General features: G+C 28.7%; 33 protein-coding genes. 4 read left to right on the top strand and 29 right to left on the bottom strand.

Going from position 1 to position 24478, the window contains the following annotated elements; genetic code table 11:
- The 6 genes from CLCHR_RS15480 to CLCHR_RS15455 all read right to left on the bottom strand — a co-directional run.
- On the bottom strand, positions 1-445 hold a 445-nt coding region (locus CLCHR_RS15480), incomplete at its 3' end, for a DUF445 family protein (RefSeq protein WP_139376247.1).
- A gap of 346 nt (positions 446-791) precedes the next feature.
- The gene (locus tag CLCHR_RS25580) at positions 792-875 is read right to left on the bottom strand and encodes a hypothetical protein (RefSeq protein ID WP_341456910.1); all 84 of its coding nucleotides are present in this window, start codon (positions 873-875) and stop codon (positions 792-794) included.
- 123 nt (positions 876-998) lie between these two features.
- Positions 999-1478 (bottom strand): NUDIX domain-containing protein, encoded by a 480-nt coding sequence (locus CLCHR_RS15470; protein WP_079440736.1) that lies wholly within the window; start codon positions 1476-1478, stop codon positions 999-1001.
- Positions 1479-1553: 75 nt separating this feature from the next.
- Entirely contained in the window at positions 1554-1910 is a 357-nt protein-coding gene (locus CLCHR_RS15465; protein WP_079440735.1) for a hypothetical protein, read from the bottom strand.
- A 255-nt stretch (positions 1911-2165) separates the two neighbouring features.
- On the bottom strand, positions 2166-2813 hold the full coding sequence (locus tag CLCHR_RS15460) for a CPBP family intramembrane glutamic endopeptidase (protein ID WP_079440734.1): 648 nt from the start codon (positions 2811-2813) through the stop codon (positions 2166-2168).
- Positions 2814-3343: 530 nt separating this feature from the next.
- Positions 3344-3880 carry a flavin reductase family protein gene (locus CLCHR_RS15455; RefSeq protein WP_079440733.1) on the bottom strand — a complete coding sequence of 179 codons (537 nt, stop codon included), beginning with the start codon at positions 3878-3880 and terminating at the stop codon, positions 3344-3346.
- A gap of 104 nt (positions 3881-3984) precedes the next feature.
- On the opposite strand from CLCHR_RS15455, the gene CLCHR_RS15450 reads away from it, so the two are divergent.
- The gene (locus CLCHR_RS15450; protein WP_079440732.1) at positions 3985-4305 is read left to right on the top strand and encodes a winged helix-turn-helix transcriptional regulator; all 321 of its coding nucleotides are present in this window, start codon (positions 3985-3987) and stop codon (positions 4303-4305) included.
- 66 nt (positions 4306-4371) lie between these two features.
- On the opposite strand, the gene CLCHR_RS15445 is transcribed toward CLCHR_RS15450, so the two are convergent.
- The 20 genes from CLCHR_RS15445 to CLCHR_RS15350 all read right to left on the bottom strand — a co-directional run bounded on the left by CLCHR_RS15445 (position 4372) and on the right by CLCHR_RS15350 (position 19671).
- Positions 4372-6537 (bottom strand): YhgE/Pip domain-containing protein, encoded by a 2166-nt coding sequence (locus tag CLCHR_RS15445; RefSeq protein ID WP_079440731.1) that lies wholly within the window; start codon positions 6535-6537, stop codon positions 4372-4374.
- A gap of 162 nt (positions 6538-6699) precedes the next feature.
- Positions 6700-7347 (bottom strand): CatA-like O-acetyltransferase, encoded by a 648-nt coding sequence (locus tag CLCHR_RS15440; protein ID WP_079440730.1) that lies wholly within the window; start codon positions 7345-7347, stop codon positions 6700-6702.
- Between the two features lie 188 nt (positions 7348-7535).
- Positions 7536-7748, bottom strand: a complete 213-nt coding sequence (locus CLCHR_RS15435; protein WP_139376246.1) for a winged helix-turn-helix transcriptional regulator — start codon at positions 7746-7748, stop codon at positions 7536-7538.
- Positions 7749-8001: 253 nt separating this feature from the next.
- Positions 8002-8892, bottom strand: a complete 891-nt coding sequence (locus tag CLCHR_RS15430; RefSeq protein ID WP_079440729.1) for a PhzF family phenazine biosynthesis protein — start codon at positions 8890-8892, stop codon at positions 8002-8004.
- 110 nt (positions 8893-9002) lie between these two features.
- Positions 9003-9137, bottom strand: a complete 135-nt coding sequence (locus CLCHR_RS25470; protein ID WP_278337008.1) for a hypothetical protein — start codon at positions 9135-9137, stop codon at positions 9003-9005.
- Between the two features lie 10 nt (positions 9138-9147).
- Positions 9148-9315, bottom strand: a complete 168-nt coding sequence (locus tag CLCHR_RS15425) for a hypothetical protein (protein WP_169896816.1) — start codon at positions 9313-9315, stop codon at positions 9148-9150.
- A 49-nt stretch (positions 9316-9364) separates the two neighbouring features.
- On the bottom strand, positions 9365-9532 hold the full coding sequence (locus CLCHR_RS15420; RefSeq protein ID WP_079440727.1) for a GNAT family N-acetyltransferase: 168 nt from the start codon (positions 9530-9532) through the stop codon (positions 9365-9367).
- 532 nt (positions 9533-10064) lie between these two features.
- Positions 10065-10286: a sugar phosphate isomerase family gene (locus tag CLCHR_RS15410; RefSeq protein WP_242966104.1), complete on the bottom strand. Its 222-nt coding sequence runs from the start codon at positions 10284-10286 to the stop codon at positions 10065-10067.
- Between the two features lie 309 nt (positions 10287-10595).
- Positions 10596-11333: an MBL fold metallo-hydrolase gene (locus CLCHR_RS15405; protein ID WP_169896815.1), complete on the bottom strand. Its 738-nt coding sequence runs from the start codon at positions 11331-11333 to the stop codon at positions 10596-10598.
- Positions 11334-11401: 68 nt separating this feature from the next.
- Complete coding sequence (locus CLCHR_RS15400; RefSeq protein WP_207652326.1) at positions 11402-11836, bottom strand: NUDIX hydrolase; 435 nt, start codon at positions 11834-11836, stop codon at positions 11402-11404.
- A 363-nt stretch (positions 11837-12199) separates the two neighbouring features.
- Positions 12200-12532 (bottom strand): hypothetical protein, encoded by a 333-nt coding sequence (locus CLCHR_RS15395; protein ID WP_079440724.1) that lies wholly within the window; start codon positions 12530-12532, stop codon positions 12200-12202.
- A gap of 43 nt (positions 12533-12575) precedes the next feature.
- Positions 12576-12908: a hypothetical protein gene (locus CLCHR_RS15390; protein ID WP_079440723.1), complete on the bottom strand. Its 333-nt coding sequence runs from the start codon at positions 12906-12908 to the stop codon at positions 12576-12578.
- A 285-nt stretch (positions 12909-13193) separates the two neighbouring features.
- A complete protein-coding gene (locus CLCHR_RS15385; RefSeq protein ID WP_079440722.1) occupies positions 13194-13988 on the bottom strand; it encodes an ABC transporter permease subunit in 795 nt (264 codons plus the stop codon).
- An 18-nt stretch (positions 13989-14006) separates the two neighbouring features.
- On the bottom strand, positions 14007-14924 hold the full coding sequence (locus tag CLCHR_RS15380; RefSeq protein WP_079440721.1) for an ABC transporter ATP-binding protein: 918 nt from the start codon (positions 14922-14924) through the stop codon (positions 14007-14009).
- 390 nt (positions 14925-15314) lie between these two features.
- On the bottom strand, positions 15315-15497 hold the full coding sequence (locus CLCHR_RS15375; protein ID WP_079440720.1) for a hypothetical protein: 183 nt from the start codon (positions 15495-15497) through the stop codon (positions 15315-15317).
- Positions 15498-15508: 11 nt separating this feature from the next.
- The gene (locus CLCHR_RS15370) at positions 15509-15898 is read right to left on the bottom strand and encodes a hypothetical protein (protein WP_079440719.1); all 390 of its coding nucleotides are present in this window, start codon (positions 15896-15898) and stop codon (positions 15509-15511) included.
- Between the two features lie 80 nt (positions 15899-15978).
- Positions 15979-16377, bottom strand: a complete 399-nt coding sequence (locus tag CLCHR_RS15365; RefSeq protein ID WP_079440718.1) for a MerR family transcriptional regulator — start codon at positions 16375-16377, stop codon at positions 15979-15981.
- A gap of 242 nt (positions 16378-16619) precedes the next feature.
- Positions 16620-17699, bottom strand: coding sequence for a metallophosphoesterase family protein (locus CLCHR_RS15360; RefSeq protein WP_079440717.1), 1080 nt, complete (start codon positions 17697-17699; stop codon positions 16620-16622).
- Between the two features lie 323 nt (positions 17700-18022).
- Entirely contained in the window at positions 18023-18682 is a 660-nt protein-coding gene (locus CLCHR_RS15355; RefSeq protein WP_079440716.1) for a phage head-tail adapter protein, read from the bottom strand.
- 92 nt (positions 18683-18774) lie between these two features.
- The gene (locus CLCHR_RS15350; protein ID WP_079440715.1) at positions 18775-19671 is read right to left on the bottom strand and encodes a GNAT family N-acetyltransferase; all 897 of its coding nucleotides are present in this window, start codon (positions 19669-19671) and stop codon (positions 18775-18777) included.
- Between the two features lie 168 nt (positions 19672-19839).
- Here CLCHR_RS15350 and CLCHR_RS15345 point away from each other — a divergent pair, with 168 nt between their 5' ends.
- From CLCHR_RS15345 to CLCHR_RS15335, 3 genes are all read left to right on the top strand, one after another.
- Entirely contained in the window at positions 19840-20898 is a 1059-nt protein-coding gene (locus CLCHR_RS15345; RefSeq protein ID WP_079440714.1) for a galactose ABC transporter substrate-binding protein, read from the top strand.
- A 283-nt stretch (positions 20899-21181) separates the two neighbouring features.
- Positions 21182-21763, top strand: a complete 582-nt coding sequence (locus CLCHR_RS15340) for a DUF6143 family protein (protein ID WP_079440713.1) — start codon at positions 21182-21184, stop codon at positions 21761-21763.
- 515 nt (positions 21764-22278) lie between these two features.
- Positions 22279-22440, top strand: a complete 162-nt coding sequence (locus CLCHR_RS15335; RefSeq protein ID WP_079440712.1) for a DUF1540 domain-containing protein — start codon at positions 22279-22281, stop codon at positions 22438-22440.
- Between the two features lie 150 nt (positions 22441-22590).
- Here the strand turns inward: CLCHR_RS15335 and CLCHR_RS15330 are convergent, their stop codons facing one another.
- From CLCHR_RS15330 to CLCHR_RS15320, 3 genes are all read right to left on the bottom strand, one after another.
- Positions 22591-23175, bottom strand: coding sequence for a cupin domain-containing protein (locus CLCHR_RS15330; protein WP_079440711.1), 585 nt, complete (start codon positions 23173-23175; stop codon positions 22591-22593).
- A gap of 42 nt (positions 23176-23217) precedes the next feature.
- Positions 23218-23553 carry a hypothetical protein gene (locus tag CLCHR_RS15325; protein WP_207652325.1) on the bottom strand — a complete coding sequence of 112 codons (336 nt, stop codon included), beginning with the start codon at positions 23551-23553 and terminating at the stop codon, positions 23218-23220.
- Positions 23554-23624: 71 nt separating this feature from the next.
- The gene (locus CLCHR_RS15320) at positions 23625-24437 is read right to left on the bottom strand and encodes an alpha/beta fold hydrolase (RefSeq protein WP_079440709.1); all 813 of its coding nucleotides are present in this window, start codon (positions 24435-24437) and stop codon (positions 23625-23627) included.
- Positions 24438-24478 lie beyond the last annotated feature (41 nt).

Here is a 24478-nt window from a genome sequence, read left to right as displayed (position 1 = left end):
ATATAAGTACATAAGAAGAAATCTTTATTATGGGAATATAATTTATAACCCCTTTAATAATATGTGATATGGCTGCTTTCCCCTCATTAGAATATATACTTTTTTTACATATATTTAATATTTTTTTCACAACTTCTAACTCATGTACTTTACTTATAATGCTTGATTTATTGAGTAAGTTATTTTCTACTATTGAAACCAAAGCTGTAGTTATTTTTTGACGATTTCTAGGTAACAATGCAGTATGTGGAATTTGGATACCTAATGGATGACGGAAAAGTGCTACTACTGCAAACCAATCTGAAAATCCACCTACCACTCCTGCTTCAAATCCGCTTTGCAATATAATCATTATAGGTATATCCTTTGAAAATAATGTGAACAGAAAACCTATAAACATAATAACTAATAATATTAATGCTTTTTGATTAGTTTTTATTTTCATATTATAGCCTCCTCTAGCTATCATTATTGCCATTTTATCTTATGAATATTTTAATCTGCTATTTTAATTTCAGAATCCAATTTATCTATTTTTATATTCCAGCTTGAGGATTTATATATTATATAATATGACGCGGTTCATCGTATCTGTTCAATCAATAGCTTTTTCAAATATAAATTTTTTTGATAACTCCAAATTCGAATTTATGAAATCACCTTTTTTAAGATAAAGCTGCCTTCTTCTAAATCTTTCGGATTTTTTATTTCTATCACATGAAATCCACACTTATTAACATAGAAATTATGATTCCTTCGAGAAAAAATAGGCGTTTCAGTACTCCAAACTTTTATTCCAACCCCATTTCCTCATAATCAGGATCAATAAATAGCTTCCCTAAATAGTTTTCATTATTATCATTAATCCAAAGAATTGTTGCACCAATAAGAACATCATCTAAATATATACAATAAGAAGTCGCTTTTTCATCTAATCCCCCATCAAATTACTATTTATATACTTAACTTTAAATTATTTCTTATTTGGAGAAATATTTTTAACCGTGATTATAAGGTATATGTTCAGAACCGAAAAATTTAGTAATCTCACTATTTATCATTTCTAAAATATTATCATTCAAAAAACTAGGTAATAAGCGTATTTGATTTAAATTGTCTATATCAATCCATTCACTTTTAAGTTGCATATCATCTATTTCTGTAGGCTTGACTTTTATATCATCTTTTAATTTGCAAATAAAAATATGATACATTTTATGGATATATTCAGGATATAACTCTTTTGTTCTAGGGTCATCGCATATTTCCTCATATAAAGCAGAAAACCTTATTGGAATAACATTGTATCCAGTTTCTTCAAGACATTCTCTTATAATTGCCTCAGGTAGAGTTTCATATGTATCTTGCCCTCCACCTGGTAATGAATAATAATTTCCATTATACTCATCAAAACATTTGTTTAATAAAATTTTGTTTTTATCTATAATAATTGCTTTTGCTGTACTTCTAATGCTCATTTTTACCTCCTTAATAATAACTAATTGTTAAATTACATTTATCTGCAGGTATTATAAATAGTGCTTATCTCGTAGTTACTTACTATTATTAGAATTAGGAACTTTCTTATATTTACCTCCAGAACCCATAAGTCCACTAAGGTAAAGGCTATCATGTTCAGTATCATCTTTATACTCTATAACCCAAAATGGCCAAATTAAGTCTGTTATTGTTCTACTTTCACCTACCCCAATACCTATCGTCTTCCCGAGGTTTACGTCATCTGTGGGTGACCAGTATTCATTACAAATATAGGTGTTGTTCCCAAATAATAAGATATTATCTTTCATCAAATATTTGTCCAAACAAAATCTTGTATATACAAACCATGATGGAATTATGCTTAAAACAAATATGACAAAAATAATCAACCCTATTTTTATGACTTTCATAATACTTCTCCTTCACGAATACCACACTTATTTACCATTATAAATTAACCATAACATATTTTGTAAGGTTTTTTTAACTACTTATCTAATAGAAAGTTTTACTCACCACAATTTTGTGGTGAGTGCTTTGTTACTTCTTCAAATTAATATAGTGTTAGATATTTCAGTGCTTTAACACAAATAACCCTCTCTCATTCTGAATAATGTGATACTAATATCTGTCATTAATTTTATTGGCTCACAATATAAAAAATACTATATAAGAAATAATAAACATATCATACCAATAAGGTCACTAAAGTAGTGGCCAATCCACGAAGTAAATATGTTTTTAGTTTTTGTAAAAATAATTCCAAATAATATACTATCAATGAATATTCCAAACATATCAGATATTACAATAGCAATGCTTCCATCTGAGTAGTGCATAAAAGCAAAAAGTAAGGATGAAATTATAATTGCCTTAACTGGTTCTATAAACCATTGTAATCTCCCTTGAATAAATCCTCTAAAAATAATTTCCTCTAAAAATGTACCTATTGTGATAGATATTATTGCAGGTATTATTACTTTTACATCCATTGGTAATCTTGATTTTACGTGTTCAATATATCCTGTTATACAATACTTTCCTATATAAAATGTTAGAAGTGGTGAAATAACACCAGCTAATGTAATAAAGTGCCAATTTTTCTTTATATCAATTAAGACAGTTTTTATATTAAACCCTATCTCCGCCCAAGAACGATGTCTTATTCTTTTCTCAATCAAAAGATATATTATAGGAATTACAGGAATGATTGCTTTAAGATTATTAAATATTAAAAATAATAAAACAGTAACAATTATAACAGTCAATGTTTCTGCTAATAATCGCTTGTCTACTTGTTGTTTTTTCTTCACTGTATCTCCTCCTAATTATGCGAGCACTCAGAACTAATACTACATTTAAATTCTTTAAAGCATTTTTTTCACTCCATGCATTAATAAGGCAGAACCAGAAGTTATCCAATACTCACTTATTGGATAATCCAAATCCTTAATTATTGAATCTTTATGTAACATTTTGTACTCCACTTTTACCAATGCCTATAATTCAATCTTATACTAATTACCAATATGATTCAATTACAACATTTATTGTTAGATTAAATTTAATTTCTATTGCTATAGGAATTATCGTATAAGGCAATTGTACGAATACATAGACATGAAATATTGGTGAAAAGGCTGCTGTATATATAAAATAAAGGGGGACCAAATTATGCCCCCCCAAGACAGCACAATACAAAGGATTAACCCTACCATAAATATAAGACTAAAAGATATTATCTTTTTTACCCTTGTATTTATAATATTTAACTTTATATTGTAATTTATTAATTTTACGTTATACATATATTCTAATATTACATTGAAAACTTTTGAATATATTATTCAATTATATATGCACTTATAATTTCTCCATAGTAAGCTGTATGAAAATCCTTGTTTGCGCCATGAAATGAACTTTCAACATCTTGTGGATAAAATTTATTTTTATTTTCTTCTTTAATCTCCCTCTCATCTTGTTTTTGTTTATATACGATCCTGCACTCAAGTGTAAGCGGAAGTTCCTTAATAGCAGGAACTGAAATGCTATTAGATGGCTCTAATGTCAAGTTTAGTTCTTTAATTTTGTCACTTAAATGACCCGATTTTGTGCCACAAATCCCCAATATTTTTTTATCGAACTCACCAAACGGTATATTTATCGTAAATTCAGGATTTTTTTCAAGTTGATGTTTTGTAAATCGATTTTCCCTCACGAAGACTGTGAAAATCGCTTTTCCCCATTCTATTCCTAAAGTTCCCCATGAAATAGTCATAGAATTAACTTTATCATCTACCTTTGTTGTTAATAAAACCCCTGTTTTAAGTGCTCTCATTATCTCATTTGCATAATCAAATACTTGTATCTCTTTTTTCATAATATTATCCTCCTTGAATATTTGTTGTCTATATGATAAATTAATATATAATTCATAACAAGTATGCACTTTTTTGTTAGATACTACCCAAAAGGAGAGTAACCATGAATGATGAAATAAATATTAAACCATTTGCTTATGCAATGTCTTTGATTGACGGTAAATGGAAAATGCATATATTATTCTGGCTTTGGAAAAAACAAATTCTAAGGTATGGTGAGTTGAAACGTCACCTTGGAACAATTACTCATAAAATGCTCAGTACACAGTTAAAAGAATTAGAATTAGATAATTTAATTATTCGAAAAGAATATCCCCAGGTTCCTCCAAAGGTAGAATATTTTCTATCCCAAAGAGGTTTAAGCATTATGCCTGTCTTGCAGTGCTTATGTCAATGGGGTAATGATCATATTAATGATTTATAATATTTCAGTGAAAGCTATTTATTAAACTATTTAAAATTTCCCTCTTAGAAAAATCTCCACTTATCCTCATTCCCCAACCAATCCACTTTCTCTCATCCTTTTAACAAACTTTTCAGATTTCTTATTGACCTTTTCCTTTAGAAAAATAGAAATTATTATTGAGATGAAAAAATATATAGATAAAATTCCTGCATTATAGTATAAGGAACTCCAAATAATTCCGCCTTCCGCTTCTCTCATTCCGCCTATAGCATAGGTAAAAGGAAGCATGGGACTTATATTTTGAAAAAACTTAGGTGTAAGTTGTATTGGAAATGTTCCACCTGATGCCGAAACTTGAAGTACCATTATAATCAATGCTAAAGCCTTGCCAACATTTCCAAATACGGAAACCAGAGTATAGATAATCATTATAAACACAAGCCCCACATACATAGAAAATATTAAAAATACCACTGGACTTACGGCATAAGTTTTAATGATAAAAAAATTTCCTAAAATAATAATAATAGTCTGAAGTAATGAAAGAGTAGCAAGGGTTAAAAACCTACCAAAAAACATCTTTGTTGTTGCCAAGTTTTTACCATCTTCTAAAGGTTCTACATGTATAGACAATATAGAAAGCAGTGTAAATCCCCCCACCCAAATAGCAAGAGTGCTATAGAACGGAGACATAGCTGATCCATAATTAGGTATAGGAAATACTCTATTTTGCACTAGCTCAATTGGATTTGCTAAAAAATCACTTACATCTTTTGTGTTTTTATGTAAAAAATCCGTAAGTTCATTAAATTTCTGATCATTGTTCAAATTTTTAAATTTTTCAACATTGCTATGAATGGTTTCTTGAGCCTGTGGAAATTTATCCTTAATATCTTTAAGCTGTGCTGCCCCTAGGTCAGTACCGATATTTGCGTCTTTTAATAAACTATTAATTAAAGGCATATTATTTTTTGCACTTTCTAAAAGCCCTAACGAATTATTTGCCATATCTGTTGTATTATTTACTAGATTATTTATTTGTGGAGAAATAGTGTTATCAAAATTACTTATTGACTCATCTATAAGCTGAGAGGTTTTATCTATATTTTGTATAGCAGAATTTACTGCATCAGAAGAAATTGCATTACCACTACTTAAAGCACTTATAACATTATCCAGATTCAATTTATTTTGAACCAGCTGATCTCTAATATTTTGCATTTTGCTTATGAAATTAGAAAGTAAATTACTATGTAACATGTTATTTACAGACTGAAGTATATTTATATCATTATTAATAGTAGATATTGCATTGTTTAAATTATTAACGGAAGACTTTAAAGCCTCCTGCTGCCCTTTAACATCTGTATTTATAGAATTATTAATGCTGCTAAGATTATTTTTCACTGTGTCCGCATTAGCTTTTGCTCCAGCCAAGTCAGTTCTTATATATGGAGATATATTTTTTATAGTGCCATTTACTTTACTAAAAAAGTCATTACTGGACTTTATAACATTTTGAGCATTATTCAAGGAATTTGTTATATTAGGTACATTTTCCTGAATATTTCTTATGAAATTATTCATATCTACAGCTCCATTATACGCATTATTTATACCTTCTCCGATTTGAGGAAGATTAGCATCTATATTGCTTACCATATTTATAAATTCCTCCATCTTAGGCTTAAGCTGCTCTAGTTCAACACCATAGGCGCTCATATAATTAAGCACAGTGTTACTTACTTCTTTAGTAACGGAGCTAGTTATTTCACTTTGCAGAGTAGTTAGTCCGCTTTTTGTAATCTTAGGTGCAATAGCATTAATTTTTTCATTAACAGCATAAATTAAATTAGCCTTAGTAGGTTCACCGTTTGCTGTAATAGATAGAAGATTGCTCGAAAAATTTTCAGGTATGGTTATACTGGCGTAATACTTACCATATTTCACTCCACTTTCAGCTTCACTTTCATCAACAAAAGTCCAGCCAATGCTTTGATTATTCTTTAGTTTATCTACTACTTCATTACCTATATTGATTTCTATGCTTTGAATCTTAGAACCTTTATCATTATTTACTACTGCAACTAGCAATCCTTTGGTATTACCATAAGGATCCCAAGATGCTATTATATTAATCCATGCATATAAGGCAGGTACAAAAAGTAATCCTGCTATTATAATCATGAGAGGCTTATTAGATATTATTTTTTTTATATCCCGTTTATAAATTTTAAGTATTATGCTCATAAACCTTTATATACTCCCTTTCTTGAATCTAATATTAATATGTTAATTTCATAGGATAAATCAAACGCTCTAAAAAGATTATGTCTGATTTATATTTTCCATTAAAATATCAAATGATTCATAATGAAGTTAAAATAAAGGGGATGATAAACGTTTTTGAATTTACTTTAAATATTGTTCTGGATTTAATGATATTTTCATTACATCTGAAAAAAACAATGAACAGTGGTATCCATCAGCAACTGCATGATGTACTTGGATAGTTACTGGCATAATAATTTTATTATTTTCCTCAAAGAACTTCCCCCATGTTACCATCGGAAACAGGAAAGGACTACTTCCTTCATTGTTTACATTAAAAGATGTGTAATTAAACCAAGGCAGACATGAGACAATAAAGAAATTCTTCTGAAATTGTGTTGTAAAATTATTATCTTCTTTATAACTGTTCAAAGCATTTACCATGTCTTCATAAAAACTCAAAAATACATTATTAAAAGCTGTATACATATCACTCATTACTTTAGTCTTATCATTCAATACAGAATAACTCGGACCAATTTCATCAAAAAACCCTAACCTACCCTCTTCATCTATGGCCATTTTAAATTCTTTATAATTATTTATAGCTTTTGAAACAATCCATGTAAAGGTTGGATAAAGTCTTAACTTATTAGATCTTGTATAATTATATAAATTAGTAATATCAAGATTAACAGTAATACTGTATGTACATTTTGCATTATTAAAAAAATGATTGAAGCAATCTTTCCTCTCCCAAGTATTCATATCAACTATATTAAACCCCATAATAATTTATTTCCTCCTTATATTTAAATCTCATATATTTTTATTTCTAATCTTCAAAATAGCTAACCACTTATCTTCATACAATGTTTACTTCATTTTAGTTTACTATTTAGAATCAATTATAGCATAAATTGTAAATATCATAATATCCAGTTTTCATCTGATTAAAACTCTAAAATCATATAATACTATTCAGAGCCACCGTGTTTGGGTTTCGAATCAACTTTATTTTCAGGCGAAAATGCCCCTTTTCCTTGTTTATAGTCACATTTTTCACATTGAGTCATTCTATTTTCATTATCTTCCTTGTGATAGGCTTCAGACCATCTGCAAATACTCTGCAAAATAGGAACCACAGAATTTCCCTCCTCAGTGAGACAATACTCCACACGAGATGGAATCTTATAGAATCTTTAATTATTCTTCTTCATCCTCTCTAACTTTCATCTTGTAATGCTTAAAAATTTTATTTTGATAGTTTCCTACTTTAAGTAACTTATTTTTTACTTAATTCTAAGCACAATTTACATATTATGTACTATGTTAGAATTACACAGAAAAAAATCGCAAATTCATAGTGATATGCGATTTTATAATACGTTATTTATTTTTATTGATTCATGATTTAAGAAGATTGAGTTTCTTTATACATTATCATTTGAACTCAATTGTTATTTCATCTGTATAAACAGCAGTTCCAGATATAGCAACCTTTATATCATTATCTTTCTTAGTAACATGAACATGTACTTCACCATCTCGTTTCACTTCATCCCCCTGCTCTACTATCAGTTCAAGAGCATTCATACCCGGAGTTATGTAGGTTATATAATATGCGCCCATTACTCCTGACGCAGTTCCTGTGACTGGGTCTTCAATTGTTCCTGAAAATGGAGATGAAAAATGTCTTGCGTGCATATGAGTATGTTTTTTTATAGTTTTTAAGCAAAAAGGATGAACTGAACATTGTGGCATCTCCTTTAATGTAGTTGGAAACAACTTGTTTTGTGGTATCATACGTGAAAAGGCTTCTAAAGTTTTTATTGGAACAAGTAATGTCCATGTCCCAGTACTACCATAAACAGTCGGGATAGATGTATCAATATCGTCCGGGTTCAGTCCTATTGAATATGAAAGTTCCTCAATTGAGCCTTTAAAAGGTTTAAAAATAGGAAGAGCTTGCTCCATCAATACATATAACGTTTTATCTTTTTCAAAGAAATCAACTTGTAGAATACCTGCCTTTGTTTCTATTGTTATCTTATCACTCTTGTTTATTAGTCCTTTTGATTTTAACGAGTATAATGTTGCAACAGTACCATGTCCACATAAATTAATTTCATGACCTGGTGTAAAATATCTAATCTGCAAATCCGCCTTATCAGATTTAACAACAAAAACTGTTTCATTAAATCCTACTCTATATGCGATTTCTTGCATTTGCCCATCCGACAAATTATCTGCATTTAAAACAACGCCTGCAGGATTTCCCTTATTAGGAGTATCTGAAAATGCGTCATATTGATATACTTTTATTTTATTCATCTTTATGTGCCTTACCCTTCCATCTATAAATTCCTTAAAGTTTAATTCACAATAATTTACTAGTATGAATCAATTATAGCACAAATTGTAAATATAGCATTATTCAATTTTCAATATATATATGCTTTCTCTGGGTTAAAGTGTATTGTTGGACTCCAAGCCTTTTGTTCCCTCAAAACTGTTTCATTTTGTCTATATGCACTTGTTAAATTACCGCCTGATAATTTTTCCCAGCTATTTATCACCATTACTCCCCTACAAATTACCATTTATATTCCAGTTGATTATATCATATTTTGTAAACACTACATTTTTCAAAATCCAAAGAGTATTATTTTCATTTAAATTTTCCTTACATATTTCACACATAGGATTATTTTCCAGATTTAGGGCATTTTCTATATGATGATCCACGTAGTCCATAATTGAATTTATTTTCAAAAATATCATATACATGCAAGCGCTCTCTATATTATAAATATTTTTTATATCCTTTTACAACATCATTATTGTATCCAATAGCCTCATAAAATTTATGAGCTTCTTTCCTTCTGTAAGCTGAAACAAGCATAGTGAAGTAACACTCTCTTTTTTGAGCGTACTTTTCAATAAAACTCATTAACTTCTTACCGATTCCCATGGCTCTACATATGAATCATCCATTAAATGAATCTAGCTTCTGGAAGAGCTCCTCTCAATAATATTGACTATAAATTTGATGAAACAGGAATTACGATTAAAATACCTTATTATGAATATGTTAAATAATTATAATCTTTAATTGTTCTTTTTTATTCAACCTATTAGTATTACGGATTTAAATATTTATTATGATGAATATATTTTTTCACCTATCACATAATAGAAATTGAGTAATTTAATTCTATTCTCACTTTAAGTTATGAAAGGTGGTTAATCTAATGAAAAGATTTTTTATGGTATTTTCTATTTTTTTATTTCTATTTTTTAATATATACTCGGTAACCACTGTAGCAGCTTCAAAATCATTTTCAGAAGGATTTTATTCGCCAAAGGATTTGAACCTAATGGAAAATGTTAATTATACTATCCAGAATGTTTCGCCTAGTTATGACTCCTATTTGATTATTTTTGATGATAGTGAACGAACACAACAAGCTGTTCGTTTAGAACCTAATTCACAACCTCATATTTTACTGCCTATTAAACATACCTACAAAATGAATACCTAATTCCTTTGCTAAATTCTCAGTACTTTTTGAAGTTGCTACACCCTTTAAATTCATACCGCTTTGAATCAATTTTCCAACTTTATTAATCATATAATAAGCTGTTGAACCAGTACCTAATCCCAATGTCATTCCATCTTTTATATACTCTGCTGATTTTTCTCCAGCAATTCTTTTCTGTTCCATAACTACCTCCTAAACAATTTTGATTTCATAATTACCTAATATTATTTTAACTAATCAACATAGTTACTATGACTTTCAATATTTGAATTAACTTAATATATTTTGTAAATATTAATTATTTAATTTATAACCAAGGAGTTTTACTCACCACAATTTTGTGGTGAGTGATTTGTTGATTCGTCAAATTAGAATAATGAGTAATATTTTAGAATTGCGTATAAAAAATCGCAAAATTAATCTCTCTTTTAATAATGCGATATTTAAGTCTGATATATATTTTTATAAAATATATTAGTCCAATAATATAAACTATTTATTACTTAATGTTATACTTTCACTATTGTTTAATACCTTTATTCTAGGACTAAGATTAGTTAATTCTTCTCTCTTAAGAATGCAATGATTCCAGGCTTCTAGATGAATTGGTAAAACTATGGAATCTTTTGAGTTGATTAAGATTTGCTCTATATCGTATTTACCCATAGTAATTTTATTGCCATTCAATACTGCATTTCCTGAAAACGCCAATATATATTCTGGCTTTTCATCATTTAATACTGTTTTTACCTCATCACACCATACAGTATCACCAGTTATATATAGTTTCCCTTCATTGGAGCTATCAAGAATAAATCCAAATGATTTTCCCATTATAGATTCAATTTCTCCTATGCCATGTCTTGCATTGGTTAATTTAATACTAATATCTTTAAATTCAATAGTATCATCTATTGATAAAATATTATTAAAACCTACATTACTAATAGTTTCCTCAAAATAAGAAGGACATATTATTTTCACATTCTCTCCATAAATTTCAATAATCTTTTCATCAAAGTGATCTCTATGGGGATGGGTTAATAATATTGCATCTATGTTACTTAAATCAACATCTTTGGTCTCCATATCAACCAAAGGATTATTAATAAGTTGTCCACCATTTGCTGGTGATAATGTTCCCTTGTTATAAAAAATAGGATCTAATAAAAACCTTGTGTTTTCAAATTCAATCAAACAAGTTGCATGTCTTATTAAAGTAATTTTCATAATAACCTCCATATATACTAAAGTATTATTTATATTTTGAAATTAATTTCTCTAAAGCAGTATATTTATTACCACCCATAAATATCAAATTGCACACCATTTATGTAATTTTCTATTGCCTGCTTTATATATGGGATAATGTTATAAGGAAGGTTATCAATTTCAAACCATGATAAATCATCACATTTTTCTGGCTCCATATTTGCTATTTCACCCTCCCACGAATCTGCTGCAAAAAAGAAATCAATTCTTTCATCGTCTAATTTTCTGTGCATGACACTTGCAAATTGGATATTATTTGGTGTAATTTCTATTCCTGCTTCTTCTCTTGCTTCTCTTATCATTGCTGATTTTACATCTTCATTCCCATCTGAATGTCCTGCCACAACACTATAATTTCCGTCTTCATATCCTGTATTAAATCTTCTTAACAATAATATTTTACCTTCTCTAGTAAGCAAAAGGTGTACAGCAACAGGCATTTGAAATCTTTTCTTACTCAACTAAAATCCCCCTTCTAAAATATGCTACAAATCACCATTATAAATCAATTATAGCATATATTGTAAACATAGCATTACTCAATTATAAAAAACAATTCTAGATTTCTATACTCATTTTATATAGTGCATAATATTTTAGTATTGCGAAGTAAAAAAAACGCAAATTCAAGCTCTGAATAATGCGATTTTACAATTTGCTATTTATTTTTATTGATTCATAATATAAAAATACACTGTTACAAGTATAGTCTTTAAAGTTGTATTTATTATAAATTTTAATAAGTACAAGAATTCATCAGTTAATACTTATCTTTTTTTGAAGACTGTGATAACTTTTAATTACGAGTTAAACAAAGTTACTATTTATGGTGATTTTGGAGTGATAGTTACTTCACCACCACCAGTTACTACAAATATGTACTCAGGCCTCATGGGTACTGTATCAATATTGGGTGAATTAGGCTCTAGTTTTATATCTTGGATTGGAATATAACTTGTATCAAAAATAAACACACGGACACTATTGGTTTTTGAAATATTACTAACATTATAAACATTACCGGGCGAAATCTTAAAATCAGACAAGTTATAAATACCTTGCTTAAAGGTAGTTGTAACTGAAAATGCAGGTTTTATTCCCATTATATTAGAGAATAAACATAAAAAAATTAAGAATAAAATAATAAACTTCTTCATAAATACATCCCTCTCAAGTTAAAGTGTTAAATAAAGTCACCATTTATGTTGATTTTGGATTAATATATACTTCTCCTTTACCAATTATTAAAATGATATAGTTAGGCTTGATAGGTACTATATCGAGCTTTTGTATGCTTGGTACTAATCGTATTGATTCCACTACAACTTGATTTTCATCTAAAATATATAAATACATACCCTCGGTTTCAGACACATTTTGAATGGTATAAATACCAGTCTTTGAAATACTAAAATCAGATAATTTATAAATGCCTTCGGTAAATACATTTCCAACTGCGAATGCAGGTATTAATTTAATTACATTAAAGGTTAAACATAAAAAAATCAAGAATATAACAGCAAATCTTTTCATTGTTCACCCACCTTTCAGCTTTATTTTACGTAATACGTATATTAATATTCATATATTTATTACGTAAAATAAAGCTGAAGGTAATAATTATTAGTTTACATTTAACTACCATCACCATCAATTATAATATATATTGCAAATACCACATTATTCAATTTTCAAAGAACATATTATTATTATTTACTACGTCCTATCAACAAGTTGCGTACTAAATCTTCAGAAAAATCTACTAGTGAAATCCCATACTTTGCATTCTGATACAAAATTAAAAAACTTTAGATTTAGTTAAATTAGTTTCTCTGGAATAAACTTAGAAGCAATCCTCTTCATTAATATGTAATCAAGTATCAAGAGAATACCTCCTCCTAGAAACAAAACAAGGTTGCTAAGTAAAAGTACACCTGTCATTTGGCCCACTAATAAAAGAATCACAGGAATAACAAGAAGTCCACTTACTTGTTGTGCTTCTTGGAAGGTTTCTGATTTTGCTGATACCATAACAGTAAATATCAACGATAGTAAATTGATTGCAGGTGAAATCCAAAGTATAATTATGAGCCATTTTATATCTGGAAAAATAAGTCCTCCAAAATATATAAATCCTCCTATATTGAATACGATTCCTATGGCTATAAATGAAATCAAAGTCACTATGTATGATGGTATAAAAACCCCTAAAATCTTTGCTCTAAGCAGTTGTTCCATTGATATTGGTGTATAAAGCAGAGACTCCAGAGTTTTATGCTCCTTTTCTCCAACAAAACTGCTAGCCCCAATTACTCCTGAACACATTATAGGAATTATAAGAAAGTATGAAGGAAACATAAAGTTTATCATTACTTTTATTAATAATTGAGCTGGAGTATATGTTGTATATTCTAAAGGCAGCTTTTTTAAAAGAGGTGCCAGTTTCGTAATCATGCTAGAATCATTTTGAGCAAAGTTTGCACCTATCAGTATTCCTAGGGGTACGATTATTGTAAGAATAATTGGTACAATGGTCATAGGCATTATAACTCTTTTCGAACTTGTTATTTCATTTATATCTTTATATATCAATGCTTTTTCATTTCTATTCATACTTTAACCACTCCAAACCTATAAAGTTTCATCATCATTTCTACCTTTTATATATTTAAAATACAGCTGTTCCAAAGACCACTTCTGCTGCATAGCCTCATAAATTTCTCCACCGTTTGCCAGTATACTTTGTATAAGAGTATTGGCTTCTTTATCTCCTAAAATGGCTTTACTATATAAAACACTATTTTCACGCACAAATCCAAGTTTCTCCGAAATATTCTTGCCTCTAATTTTTAATTGAAGAGTTGCATTTTTTCTTGAGGCAAGTTCATCAAAGGTACCTAAACCAAGGATATTCCCATTGTTTATAAAACCATATAGGGTGCAGATATCTTCAGCATATTTTAATTGATGAGTACAAAGAAAGATTGTAACTTCATTTTCCTCTGCAAGTTCTTTTATAAGCCTTGTAACATTCAGCGCATTTTCTGGATCTAAACCAGAGGTAGGTTCATCAAGGAATAAAACTTTAGGATTGTGAATCAATGCTATACCTAAAGAAATTCTCTTTCTCATTCCTGTACTGAAAGATTTCACCTTCTTATCTTTTACATCTAATAACTCCAGCCTTTTCAATATGTAATCAACACGTTCATTAAGTAATCTTTCCTCTATTCCATGCATACTCCCAAAGAATATAAGATTTTGTCTGGCAGTAAGATTTTCATAACAGTAGGAGCTCTCAGTCATAACTCCACATAATCTATGAATCTCAAGATTATTTTCCTTAACAGGTGTCCCTAGAATTTCTGCATATCCTGATGTTGCTGAAAGAATTCCATTAAGAATTCTCACTGTGGTTGTTTTCCCCGAACCATTAGGACCAAGAAAACCAAATATCTCTCCTTTAGGTATAACAAGACTTATATTATTCAAAGCATCAGTATGTCCATCATAGGATTTTTTTAGACTTTCTATACTTATTGCATCCATTTTTTCACCTCACAATTATTAGATATATAATTAGTTAAAACTTTAAAGAACTATGTAGTCTATGTGGTATATATAAATAACTATTATTTAAAATCATCATAAATATAATTCAATTTGTTATTATAAATTATTAGCAGCATCCGCTATAAATATTACATTAATAAATTATCAAAGGACATTAATTACTTCAAATCTTATACATAGTGCGCAGCATTTTAAAATTGTACAATAAAAAATCACATTCTCATTTCTGAATAATGTGACATTCGGACCTGTGATTTTTTGTGTATGTATCATAAAAATCTTATATAAATTATGTTAAAAACTACGTATTCTCTATAACCTTAGCTCCACTATCTGTACCAACAATAATACGCTTACACATATTATTTAATTTTTCCTTACATATTTCGCATATGAGTATTTTTCGCATTTAGGACATTTTCTATATGATGATCCACGTAGTCCATAATTGAATTTATTTTCAAAAATATCATATACATGCAAGCACTTTATACATTTATAATTATGTTCTTCATCAAACTTAAATATTATGAATAGTTTAATAGACATTCCTATTCTCCCTATATAGAAATTAAGGAAACTACACTTAATATAAATTGTATAATTGCAAATGGCGTCATTACATATTTTTCTTTTTTACTTTTTGTTAGCATTCCATTCCCTACAATTGCATATGCGAGAAATAGAGTATTCACTATTATAACTATTTTCACAAACATAGAGTTAAACCCTATATATAATATATTACATCTTTGCAAATAAGCCATACCAACAAAGATGAATATAAAAAATAAAGTGGCACTTATAAAACGCATTTTTGGGGGTAATACCTTATTTTGCCCTCCAAGAACATATTCACCAAATGGAGCACCAAATGTAATGGATAACTGTAATAAAGACATTCCAAAAGTAATCACTGCACATATGAGTGAACTAAAATAACCTATCATATTAACATCTCCTCAATTTTTTTACATTGTATTTGTTAATATAATAAACCCTGTAGTATACTCCCTAGTCAATACTCTCTTTATTTTATTTTTTTCTTTATTTCAATACAACTTCTTATATTATAATTTTCAATATTGTATACAACCTTTTCCAATCCCTTTTTTAAACTATATAAATCTTCAATTTTATTTTCAATTACGTCTATTTTCTTAAATATTATTTCTTTTAATAAATCATTTTGAGAATTTAACTCCTCCTCCGGGAAAGTAATAATATTTTTTATTTCATTTAGTGTAAATCCTGAATCTTTTATTATTAAAATTACTTCCATTACTTCAATATGACGTTTTGTATATATTTTATAGCCATTTTCTTTTTTTTCAGGTAATGGTAATAATCCAAACTTTTCATAATATCGAATTGTCTCTTTATTTACGCCTAGTAATTTAGAAATTTGACCAATTGTATACTCTTCCATTTATCCTCCATGTAATTGCTTACTATCACAATTTACAAGTATTTACTATTTATGAATTAATTATAGCACATTTTGTAAATATTACATTATTCAATTTTCCTGTAATGTTTACTTGCGACGTACTTCATCAAGTCTCATTTAATATAGAGAAGATATCTTTATTTGCTACTATTTTTTTCTGGATAGTTAGTAATATTTAAAAATCGCAAATTCATTTTTATAATATATAATAAGAGAAATATTTATGACATATTAATTACTAGATCATCCCCTACTCCAACTTTAGTTATAAAAATTTTATTTAAGTCGAAATTTACTGTGACAATATTTAAACATATTTCTGATGTTGTACCTATCATTCTTGTTGGTGCGTTAGGATTACTCAATGATTTTCTAGGCACATCGTTCCATGTACTAATATATTTAATCCCCTTTCTTGTTAATACTTGTTCACTATGTGTATGTCCATAGAAAAATGCAATAACATTTCCAAGTCCTTGTGAAGAAAAATCTACTGAAACTGATTGTCCAAAGTCTCCAGTAGTTGCTATAGAATTATATTTTGTTCCCATCTTAAATGCATCAATAATATCTAACATTACAGTTCCGTTATATACAAGATTATCTGCACCTATCATTTCTTCTGGAAATGGATTAACATGCGTAAAAAATATAACCTTCCATTGCTCATCTGGTATGTTCAATGCAATGTGTGCTAACCAGTTTAACTGAGTATTTGAGTAAGCATAAGTATTTTGTCCATCATACTTCCATGCTGCCTTATTATATTGATTTTTAATATATGGAATATCGATAGAATTTAAAAAAATTGCTCTGACCCTATATTCTGGCATATCATAGTAATAATACATTCCTTCTCTATTTGATTCATCAAATTTAACAATTCCCTCTAACCTTTTAAACATGATATTATATTGTTCTTGTGGTATCATGGTATATTTTACATTATCTGTTCCATTTGAAATTATCGAGTTATCATCATGATTTCCCTTAACTGTAAAATAATTATCGAAAGATATCTTATTAATTAATTTTGCTGCTGTATCTAAATGAATTTGCTTTGTTATTCCATTATCTAAATTATCTCCACAACAAGCTGTAAATTTAATATCCATATTATTGTTTATATAATTAATGGCCTCTATGTCTGCAAAAGTCGATGCTTCAGTAATATGTGGGTCCGTAAAAAAAGAAAAACTTATAGTTTTGTTATTTTGAAGTTCTCTTGCTTTTGCAATTTGCTGATCAACTGTTTCTTTTAAATAAATGGGCATTTTATTCTCATACGTTTTATTATTCATTTTACTCCTCGGCTTTCATTTAAATATTTTTTCTTTCGATAGCTATTAGTAAATTTTTAAACAATATTCTCTTAATACATCCTTAATTTTATTATCTACAAATATCTTCTTATTTTAACATGTTCCTCCATAATTGCACTATTCAATTTTCAAAGAACATTTTACTTCATAAAACACATTGAGTAATATTTTAGAATTGTGCAACAAAAAAACACCGCAAATTCATCCGAAATAATGCGATATTTTAGTTGTGTTATTAATTTTATTATACTAATAAAACGTATTTATATAATAATTATATCTTACTAATAAATTGGAATTTGTCAGCTTTTGCATATTTTATTTTTAATACGAAGACTGGCTTCAATATGCATTATCCAATGTCGTGAAAATGGCATTTGAATTAAGCCCTGAATATTTTTATCACACCAATAATCGATTAACCAAACAGCATTATCATCATTACTAACTACATCCAATGACTTAATCAGTTTCTCATCTTGTTCATTCATTTTTATTTTTAAGTCCTCATATGAAAGTCCTTTTAGTAATTGTGTTGTAGAAACATCAATATCGCTAATATATTGATATAATTCATCCAAATCTAGTTTTGATGAAAATATTGAAATTTCTTGTTTAATCAATTCATTACCAGTTGTCATGATAGGTGACTTCATTCTTTCACGATAGTTATCTTTAAAAAATATCTGCTCTCTTTTTCCTATCAAAGAATTGGATACTATATCTTCTATTCTAAAAATATGATACAAAGAATAGGCAATTGTTTTATTATGATACCCTTTCGCGTTAATAAAAGGCATTGTATTAAAATCTTCTCTATTTAGTAATTCCTTAAAACACATTATTTCTTTCATTAATTCTTTTCTTAACTCCAGTAATGTATCAATTCCTGCATAAAAAGTATCTTTTTTCTTTATCTGTAGTTGTATTCTTTTATTTAAATCTGACCATCCGGCATTCATAAAACAACCTCCACAAATTACTATTTATCTTCTAATCCCCAGCTAAGAATTTGGAATTAGCACCCCTTAACATTCTGCTCAAACTTTTTCAATTAAGTATGAGACAATACAGGAAACATAAATTGTTTATCTGCAAATAACATTTTATCTCTTCCTAGAACAAATAAAACATCTTCTTCCCCTAGTTGAGTGAGTGTATAAGAACTTGTCTCTTTCGGTGTAAAATAAAGTTTTACCTTTTTTATATTTTCATTTACCATATAATTAAGTATCTTATCTAAAGAAACTTCCTCTTTGCAAAAAAAATCTAATAATCCTATTGTACCCTCGGCAAAATCTGCAATTACAACGGCATCATAATCTTGAATATAATAAACATTTTCATTCATAAATAAAGTGCAATAAAACATAATCAGTTCTGCATTACCAAGCATAGAAACCTTAGCAAATGAAGCTGAAGAATTAGCTTTCTCAAACACCAGTGACATGTCCCCTTTATCAGACATATTTAATTTTTTCGCATATCCATGTCCATTTTCGATATTTACTAGTTTTTCACATTGATATTGACTTAATCTATCAAAACCGAATTTAGGATAAAAATCAAAAACCGTATCATTAGCAAATAAATAAATCAAGTCACACTTGTCTTTCCATTCTTTAATTATTTTTTCCATAATTACTCGAGCTAGTCCCTTATTTCTATAATCAATGTCAGTCATCACCGTTCCTAATTGAATATAACGTTTTGTTTTTCCATAAACCTCAAAATTCATTATATTAACTGATACATTTGATACAACTTTATCTCCATCCATTAACGAATAAGGTATATATTGATTTTTCCAGTATCCATCTTGATACCATTTTTCAAAATTAAATCCAAATGTTTTCTCAGTTAAAGCATTAAAGCTCCTTCTATATATATCATCTTCACCATTTCCTATAACCAATTTATATTCTTTACCTTCAATATCAAAATACTTCATAATCTAAATTCCTCTTATATCATAAATAAATTTTCTTTTTATTAAATACCATTATAAATTATCTTTACTTATGTAACAAATATTTTCTTTTATAAATAAAAGATTTAGAATAAACTCCTTTCTAAAACGCATAATAAAGCTATATAACAACTGGCAAGGAGGCTTTAAATGAAATCATTTAAAAGAATATTAAGTGCAGCTTTATTTACAATCATATTGATTATAATGATAGGAAATAACACATATATGACTACAAATGCTAGCACAAACTATCGTCGAGGCGCTCTTGTTAGAGTCGGATTATTTACAAGAGACCTTAATGATGATTACATGATACTCCTTCGCAAAAATTTTGAAGATATTCAAAAGAATAATCCTGAAGAAGTTGCATTCTCTTTTTATAATGCCAATTATAATCAATCAACACAAAATACAGATATTGATAACGCACTTCATAACGGCATTGATCTTATATTACTAGATATGGTTAATCTACTTGAAATACGAGAGATTATTACCAAAATTTCTCAATATAACATCCCAATAGTATTCTTTAATAGAGTACCATTTTCAATGGAAACAATTAAATCGTATAAAAAGGCTTTTTATGTAGGAACAGATTCAGTACAAGGCGGTACTATACAAGGGAAAATGATTGTCGATGCTTGGAACAAGCATAAAGATTTGATTGATAAAAATAAAGATGATATATTACAATATGTATTGCTCGTTGGCGAAAAACTTAATAAAACCTCCATCGATAGATCAACATACTCAGTTTCAACTATTAATCAAGCTTTTATAAAAACAGAACAACTTGCATCTCCTATTTTGAATTGGAACACAACATTTGCTAAAGATTCCATTGATGCATTGTTCTTAAGATATGGTAACAAAATAGAAGCGATAATTTCAAATGATGACTCTATGGCAATCGGTGCTGTTCAAGCGTTGCAAAAATATGGCTATAATACTGGAATTAAATCCCAATCAATCATCGTTGTTGGTGTAGATGGAATATCTGAAGCTAAAGAACTAGTTTCAAAAGGCTTCATGTTAGGTACTGCTTCACAGGAAACAGCTGATATGGCTAATACAATATATACCGTAGGATTGAATTTAGTTCATAATAGAAATCCTGTTGAAGGTGTACCCTATAAAGTAGATGAAACAGGAGTTGCAATTCTCCTTCCATATGAACCATATACTGGGCCAATGTTTCAATAATCTTTTAATATCTGAAAATGGTTACATACAGCATTTAAAATAACTCTGCTACAACGATTTTTATGATTAGAATAGATGGTAACCAGGAGGTAATAGAATCAAATTCAATTAAATCTAATATTGCAATTCTGTTGATAAAATTGCAATATTAGATCCAGGTACAGTAAACATAACATTATAAATCTTATGAATAACCTATTAGCATTTCAACATTTACGGAATATTATATATAAAGACAAGCTATAGTAACGCATATGAAAAAAATTCATAGGAGATGTGATTGATGTTAGAAAATAATAGTAATTATATCCTAGATAATAAAGATACCAAATTACAAGAAGTAGTTAGTATTCCTGTTTCTTTATATGAATCGATGAAAGGAAAATACTTTGTAGGTCAAACAGAGACTTTATGGGTTGGTAATGAATCAAATGCCTGGGCCGGTTTAGCGAATCCACGTAATTCAGATGTCAACTTATATGCAAATGTATTTACTATTTCAAATCTATCTAATGACTATTTAACTGCTCAAATATGGTTAAATACTAGTTTCCCTGAAAAAGCCTGCACATCCCATAAGGTTTCTCCAACTAATACTGCCTTAAAGCCACTACCAAAAAATAGGGTAAACATTCGATTTATTGAATCTACTGCCATGGTTCCTAAAGATGGAGTTAATGTGTATGAAAGAATAGTACCTCCTAATACAACATTAGTAGGCGAGGAAGATGGAAAATTTATAGAAGCTCCAGGTGGAAGTTATACTTTAATCATAAAATCATCAAGTTTAAAACTTGATAAGGTAATAGTTGCATTTGGATGGTGGGAAAAACCAATATGTAAAAAAGGAGATTATATTAAATAGCTTAACTTTAACAAAGAGATGTAAAACTTCCTCTAGATAATTTTTAAAATACCAGATTCTTAAATGATAACTTGGGAAATCTTTTTTCATTTCCCAAGTTTAATTATTTCTAAATTCATCAAGAAATCACCAGAAATATTTGAGCATAAGCTACCAGTTAATCACCTGGAATACATATGAAATTAATTTATTCATGCCGTATTCTTTTTTGAATTTGCCACCATACTGACACAATTGCATATTATAATAAAATTATAATATTGATAAAACCTTTTCATAAATATTTCCCTAAATATAAATAGAAAATAGTAACTTTCATATTCTTATATGTAGGTTACTATTTTTTGTTATATCATAGTTATACAAATCAAGCTAATAGACATAATTACATAATATTATTCTACTATTTTTAAACACAAATAGAATTATAAGCAAGTATTGCGTTATTTTAAAAAGCATAAAATACAAGTTTAATCAAATAATATTACAGAAATATAATTAAAGGAGTGATTTATATGTCATGTAATAAAAGTATAGGTTGTTCAGTAAAACCTTGCAAATGGCACAGCAAAGGAGAAGATTATTGTACGTTAGACAAAATAAATGTAGGAACTCATGAATCAAATCCTAAACAAAAGGAATGTACTGATTGTAATTCTTTCCAATTAGGTATGTAAGTATTTGAATTAATATTAAAAAGCAGTAGTTGGATTACTACTGCTTTCATCATTATTTGAAAAAAAAGAAGTCTAACCTTGTGACATAAATTCATGCAAGGTTAGACATTAGTCTTTTATTCTTAATTATGGTTAATTCTTTTCAGAAACTTATTCAGTCGGTTTAGTAACATGAACTGTACCACGTGGATGGTGAGGTGGAGCATATATAGAATAAACTTTAAGTGGTTTATTCCCTGTATTTATGATATTGTGCCAAGTGCCAGCAGGTATCATGATTGCAAAGTCATCACTGGCATTTGCTTGAAAATCTAGATTGTCTTTGCTTCTTCCCATCCTAACAATTCCTTGTCCATCCTCAATACGTATGAACTGATCAGTGTCTGGGTGAATCTCTAAACCTATGTCATCACCAACATTAATGCTCATTAAAGTAACTTGAAGATGGCTTCCTGTCCATAAAGCTGTACGAAAATTGGTGTTTTGCTTGGTAGCTTTATCAATATTAACTACTAAAGGCAGTGGACCATAATCTTTCAGTTCCATTTGTTTAACTCCCATTGATGCTTGTGGTAAATCGGCTCTAAAATCATTTTCATTTTCATCAAAAACATCATTATATGGGACATTTCTAAAATAAGAGCTCGCAAAGTCCCAATTATCATATGTGCAATCTAAATTATTACTTGATGCTCCAGTATTATCATCTTCTGGATACAATCTATTATTTGGCATATTATTTCTTCCTTATATAGTATTTCAAAATTATAATATGTCTTAGTTTTTAAAATGTTCTATATTATATAATTCAAAAGTATTTTCTATTACGTTAGGTAAAATGCTGTAAATGGACTTTCCAATCCTCTTTTCCATCAGGCAATATCCTGTAGGTAATGCTAATGCATCACATAGCTGAATTAATTTATCGTAGGCTGAATATTGCACATTTCCTAAGTATTCCTTAACAAATTTGTATTCCTCATTTGAACAGTCCCAATTTCCAAAAACAGCATCAACATCTTGAAGTGGATGAGAGTGAGTTAAACAAATTCTTCCTAGTAGATTGTATCCTCTTTCAGCTGCAAAATTATATCCTTCTATACTATATCTCATGCTTGTCACATCGTACCTTCTCTTTCGGTTGATTATATGCATAAATTTAAGTTATAGTTGGGTTATATATATTATTCTTCAATAAATTTTATTAGTTCTTCATTAAATTCTTTCTTTTGGTCATAAAATACTGCATGTCCACTGAATTTGAATGCTAAAAGTTTTGAATTGCTAATCATTTTTTCTTGGATTTGTCCTAGCTCAAAAGGCACAATTTTATCATGAATTCCATGCATAATTAAAGTTGGAACATCTATTTTCTCCAAATCAGAAAAGAAAACTTCATCTATCCACGCATTTGCAACTGCTGCAGTTGCCCATCCTGCTGCCTGCAATCCCAATTGAAAGAACCAATCTGAAAAAGCTTCAGTTATATGTTGATAAAAAAACATATCTCCAAATCCCCTAAGCATATTTGGTCTGTCATTATATGTGCCTTTAATAATTTGTTCAACAGTTTCTTTGTCTAAGCCATAAGGAAAATCTGGACGTTTGATGAGACTTGGAGATACTGCAGCAATAAGGGCTAACTTTGATACCCCATGACCTTTATGACGAGCCATATATCTTACAGCAATTCCTCCTCCATTTGAATGTCCTGCCAGTGTTATATCTTTTAAACTTAATGTATCAATTATGCACCTAATATCATCTGACATCCTATCAAAATTATAGCCTTTGTAAGGTTTATCTGAATCTCCAAATCCCCTTGTATCTACTCCAATACATCTATACCCCAGTTTTGGCAAAACATCAAATTGATATTCAAATAACTTATGACTTCCTGGCCAACCATGTATAAATAAAATTGTTTTCTCAGCTCCCTCGTTAAGATCTTCTACATAAATTTTTACATCTGGTTCTACTTTTACATAGTACCCCATTAAATAGCCTCCAATAAAATTACTTATAATTTACATTATAT

This window comes from Clostridium chromiireducens (genome assembly GCF_002029255.1).
In the GTDB taxonomy this organism is placed as follows: domain Bacteria; phylum Bacillota; class Clostridia; order Clostridiales; family Clostridiaceae; genus Clostridium; species Clostridium chromiireducens.
This window is presented reverse-complemented; position numbering and strand designations above follow the sequence as displayed.

Bases quoted from the DNA above. Each gene is read 5' to 3' on its own strand.
- CLCHR_RS15470 (WP_079440736.1), bottom strand. From the start codon at position 1,478: ATGAGCATTAGAAGTACAGCAAAAGCAATTATTATAGATAAAAACAAA.
- CLCHR_RS15465 (WP_079440735.1), bottom strand. From the start codon at position 1,910: ATGAAAGTCATAAAAATAGGGTTGATTATTTTTGTCATATTTGTTTTA.
- CLCHR_RS15455 (WP_079440733.1), bottom strand. From the start codon at position 3,880: ATGAAAAAAGAGATACAAGTATTTGATTATGCAAATGAGATAATGAGA.
- CLCHR_RS15450 (WP_079440732.1), top strand. From the start codon at position 3,985: ATGAATGATGAAATAAATATTAAACCATTTGCTTATGCAATGTCTTTG.
- CLCHR_RS15445 (WP_079440731.1), bottom strand. From the start codon at position 6,537: ATGAGCATAATACTTAAAATTTATAAACGGGATATAAAAAAAATAATA.
- CLCHR_RS15440 (WP_079440730.1), bottom strand. From the start codon at position 7,347: ATGGGGTTTAATATAGTTGATATGAATACTTGGGAGAGGAAAGATTGC.
- CLCHR_RS15430 (WP_079440729.1), bottom strand. From the start codon at position 8,892: ATGAATAAAATAAAAGTATATCAATATGACGCATTTTCAGATACTCCT.
- CLCHR_RS15425 (WP_169896816.1), bottom strand. From the start codon at position 9,315: ATGGACTACGTGGATCATCATATAGAAAATGCCCTAAATCTGGAAAAT.
- CLCHR_RS15420 (WP_079440727.1), bottom strand. From the start codon at position 9,532: ATGGGAATCGGTAAGAAGTTAATGAGTTTTATTGAAAAGTACGCTCAA.
- CLCHR_RS15410 (WP_242966104.1), bottom strand. From the start codon at position 10,286: ATGGAACAGAAAAGAATTGCTGGAGAAAAATCAGCAGAGTATATAAAA.
- CLCHR_RS15405 (WP_169896815.1), bottom strand. From the start codon at position 11,333: ATGAAAATTACTTTAATAAGACATGCAACTTGTTTGATTGAATTTGAA.
- CLCHR_RS15395 (WP_079440724.1), bottom strand. From the start codon at position 12,532: ATGAAGAAGTTTATTATTTTATTCTTAATTTTTTTATGTTTATTCTCT.
- CLCHR_RS15390 (WP_079440723.1), bottom strand. From the start codon at position 12,908: ATGAAAAGATTTGCTGTTATATTCTTGATTTTTTTATGTTTAACCTTT.
- CLCHR_RS15385 (WP_079440722.1), bottom strand. From the start codon at position 13,988: ATGAATAGAAATGAAAAAGCATTGATATATAAAGATATAAATGAAATA.
- CLCHR_RS15380 (WP_079440721.1), bottom strand. From the start codon at position 14,924: ATGGATGCAATAAGTATAGAAAGTCTAAAAAAATCCTATGATGGACAT.
- CLCHR_RS15375 (WP_079440720.1), bottom strand. From the start codon at position 15,497: ATGTCTATTAAACTATTCATAATATTTAAGTTTGATGAAGAACATAAT.
- CLCHR_RS15370 (WP_079440719.1), bottom strand. From the start codon at position 15,898: ATGATAGGTTATTTTAGTTCACTCATATGTGCAGTGATTACTTTTGGA.
- CLCHR_RS15365 (WP_079440718.1), bottom strand. From the start codon at position 16,377: ATGGAAGAGTATACAATTGGTCAAATTTCTAAATTACTAGGCGTAAAT.
- CLCHR_RS15360 (WP_079440717.1), bottom strand. From the start codon at position 17,699: ATGAATAATAAAACGTATGAGAATAAAATGCCCATTTATTTAAAAGAA.
- CLCHR_RS15355 (WP_079440716.1), bottom strand. From the start codon at position 18,682: ATGAATGCCGGATGGTCAGATTTAAATAAAAGAATACAACTACAGATA.
- CLCHR_RS15350 (WP_079440715.1), bottom strand. From the start codon at position 19,671: ATGAAGTATTTTGATATTGAAGGTAAAGAATATAAATTGGTTATAGGA.
- CLCHR_RS15345 (WP_079440714.1), top strand. From the start codon at position 19,840: ATGAAATCATTTAAAAGAATATTAAGTGCAGCTTTATTTACAATCATA.
- CLCHR_RS15340 (WP_079440713.1), top strand. From the start codon at position 21,182: ATGTTAGAAAATAATAGTAATTATATCCTAGATAATAAAGATACCAAA.
- CLCHR_RS15335 (WP_079440712.1), top strand. From the start codon at position 22,279: ATGTCATGTAATAAAAGTATAGGTTGTTCAGTAAAACCTTGCAAATGG.
- CLCHR_RS15330 (WP_079440711.1), bottom strand. From the start codon at position 23,175: ATGCCAAATAATAGATTGTATCCAGAAGATGATAATACTGGAGCATCA.
- CLCHR_RS15325 (WP_207652325.1), bottom strand. From the start codon at position 23,553: ATGAGATATAGTATAGAAGGATATAATTTTGCAGCTGAAAGAGGATAC.
- CLCHR_RS15320 (WP_079440709.1), bottom strand. From the start codon at position 24,437: ATGGGGTACTATGTAAAAGTAGAACCAGATGTAAAAATTTATGTAGAA.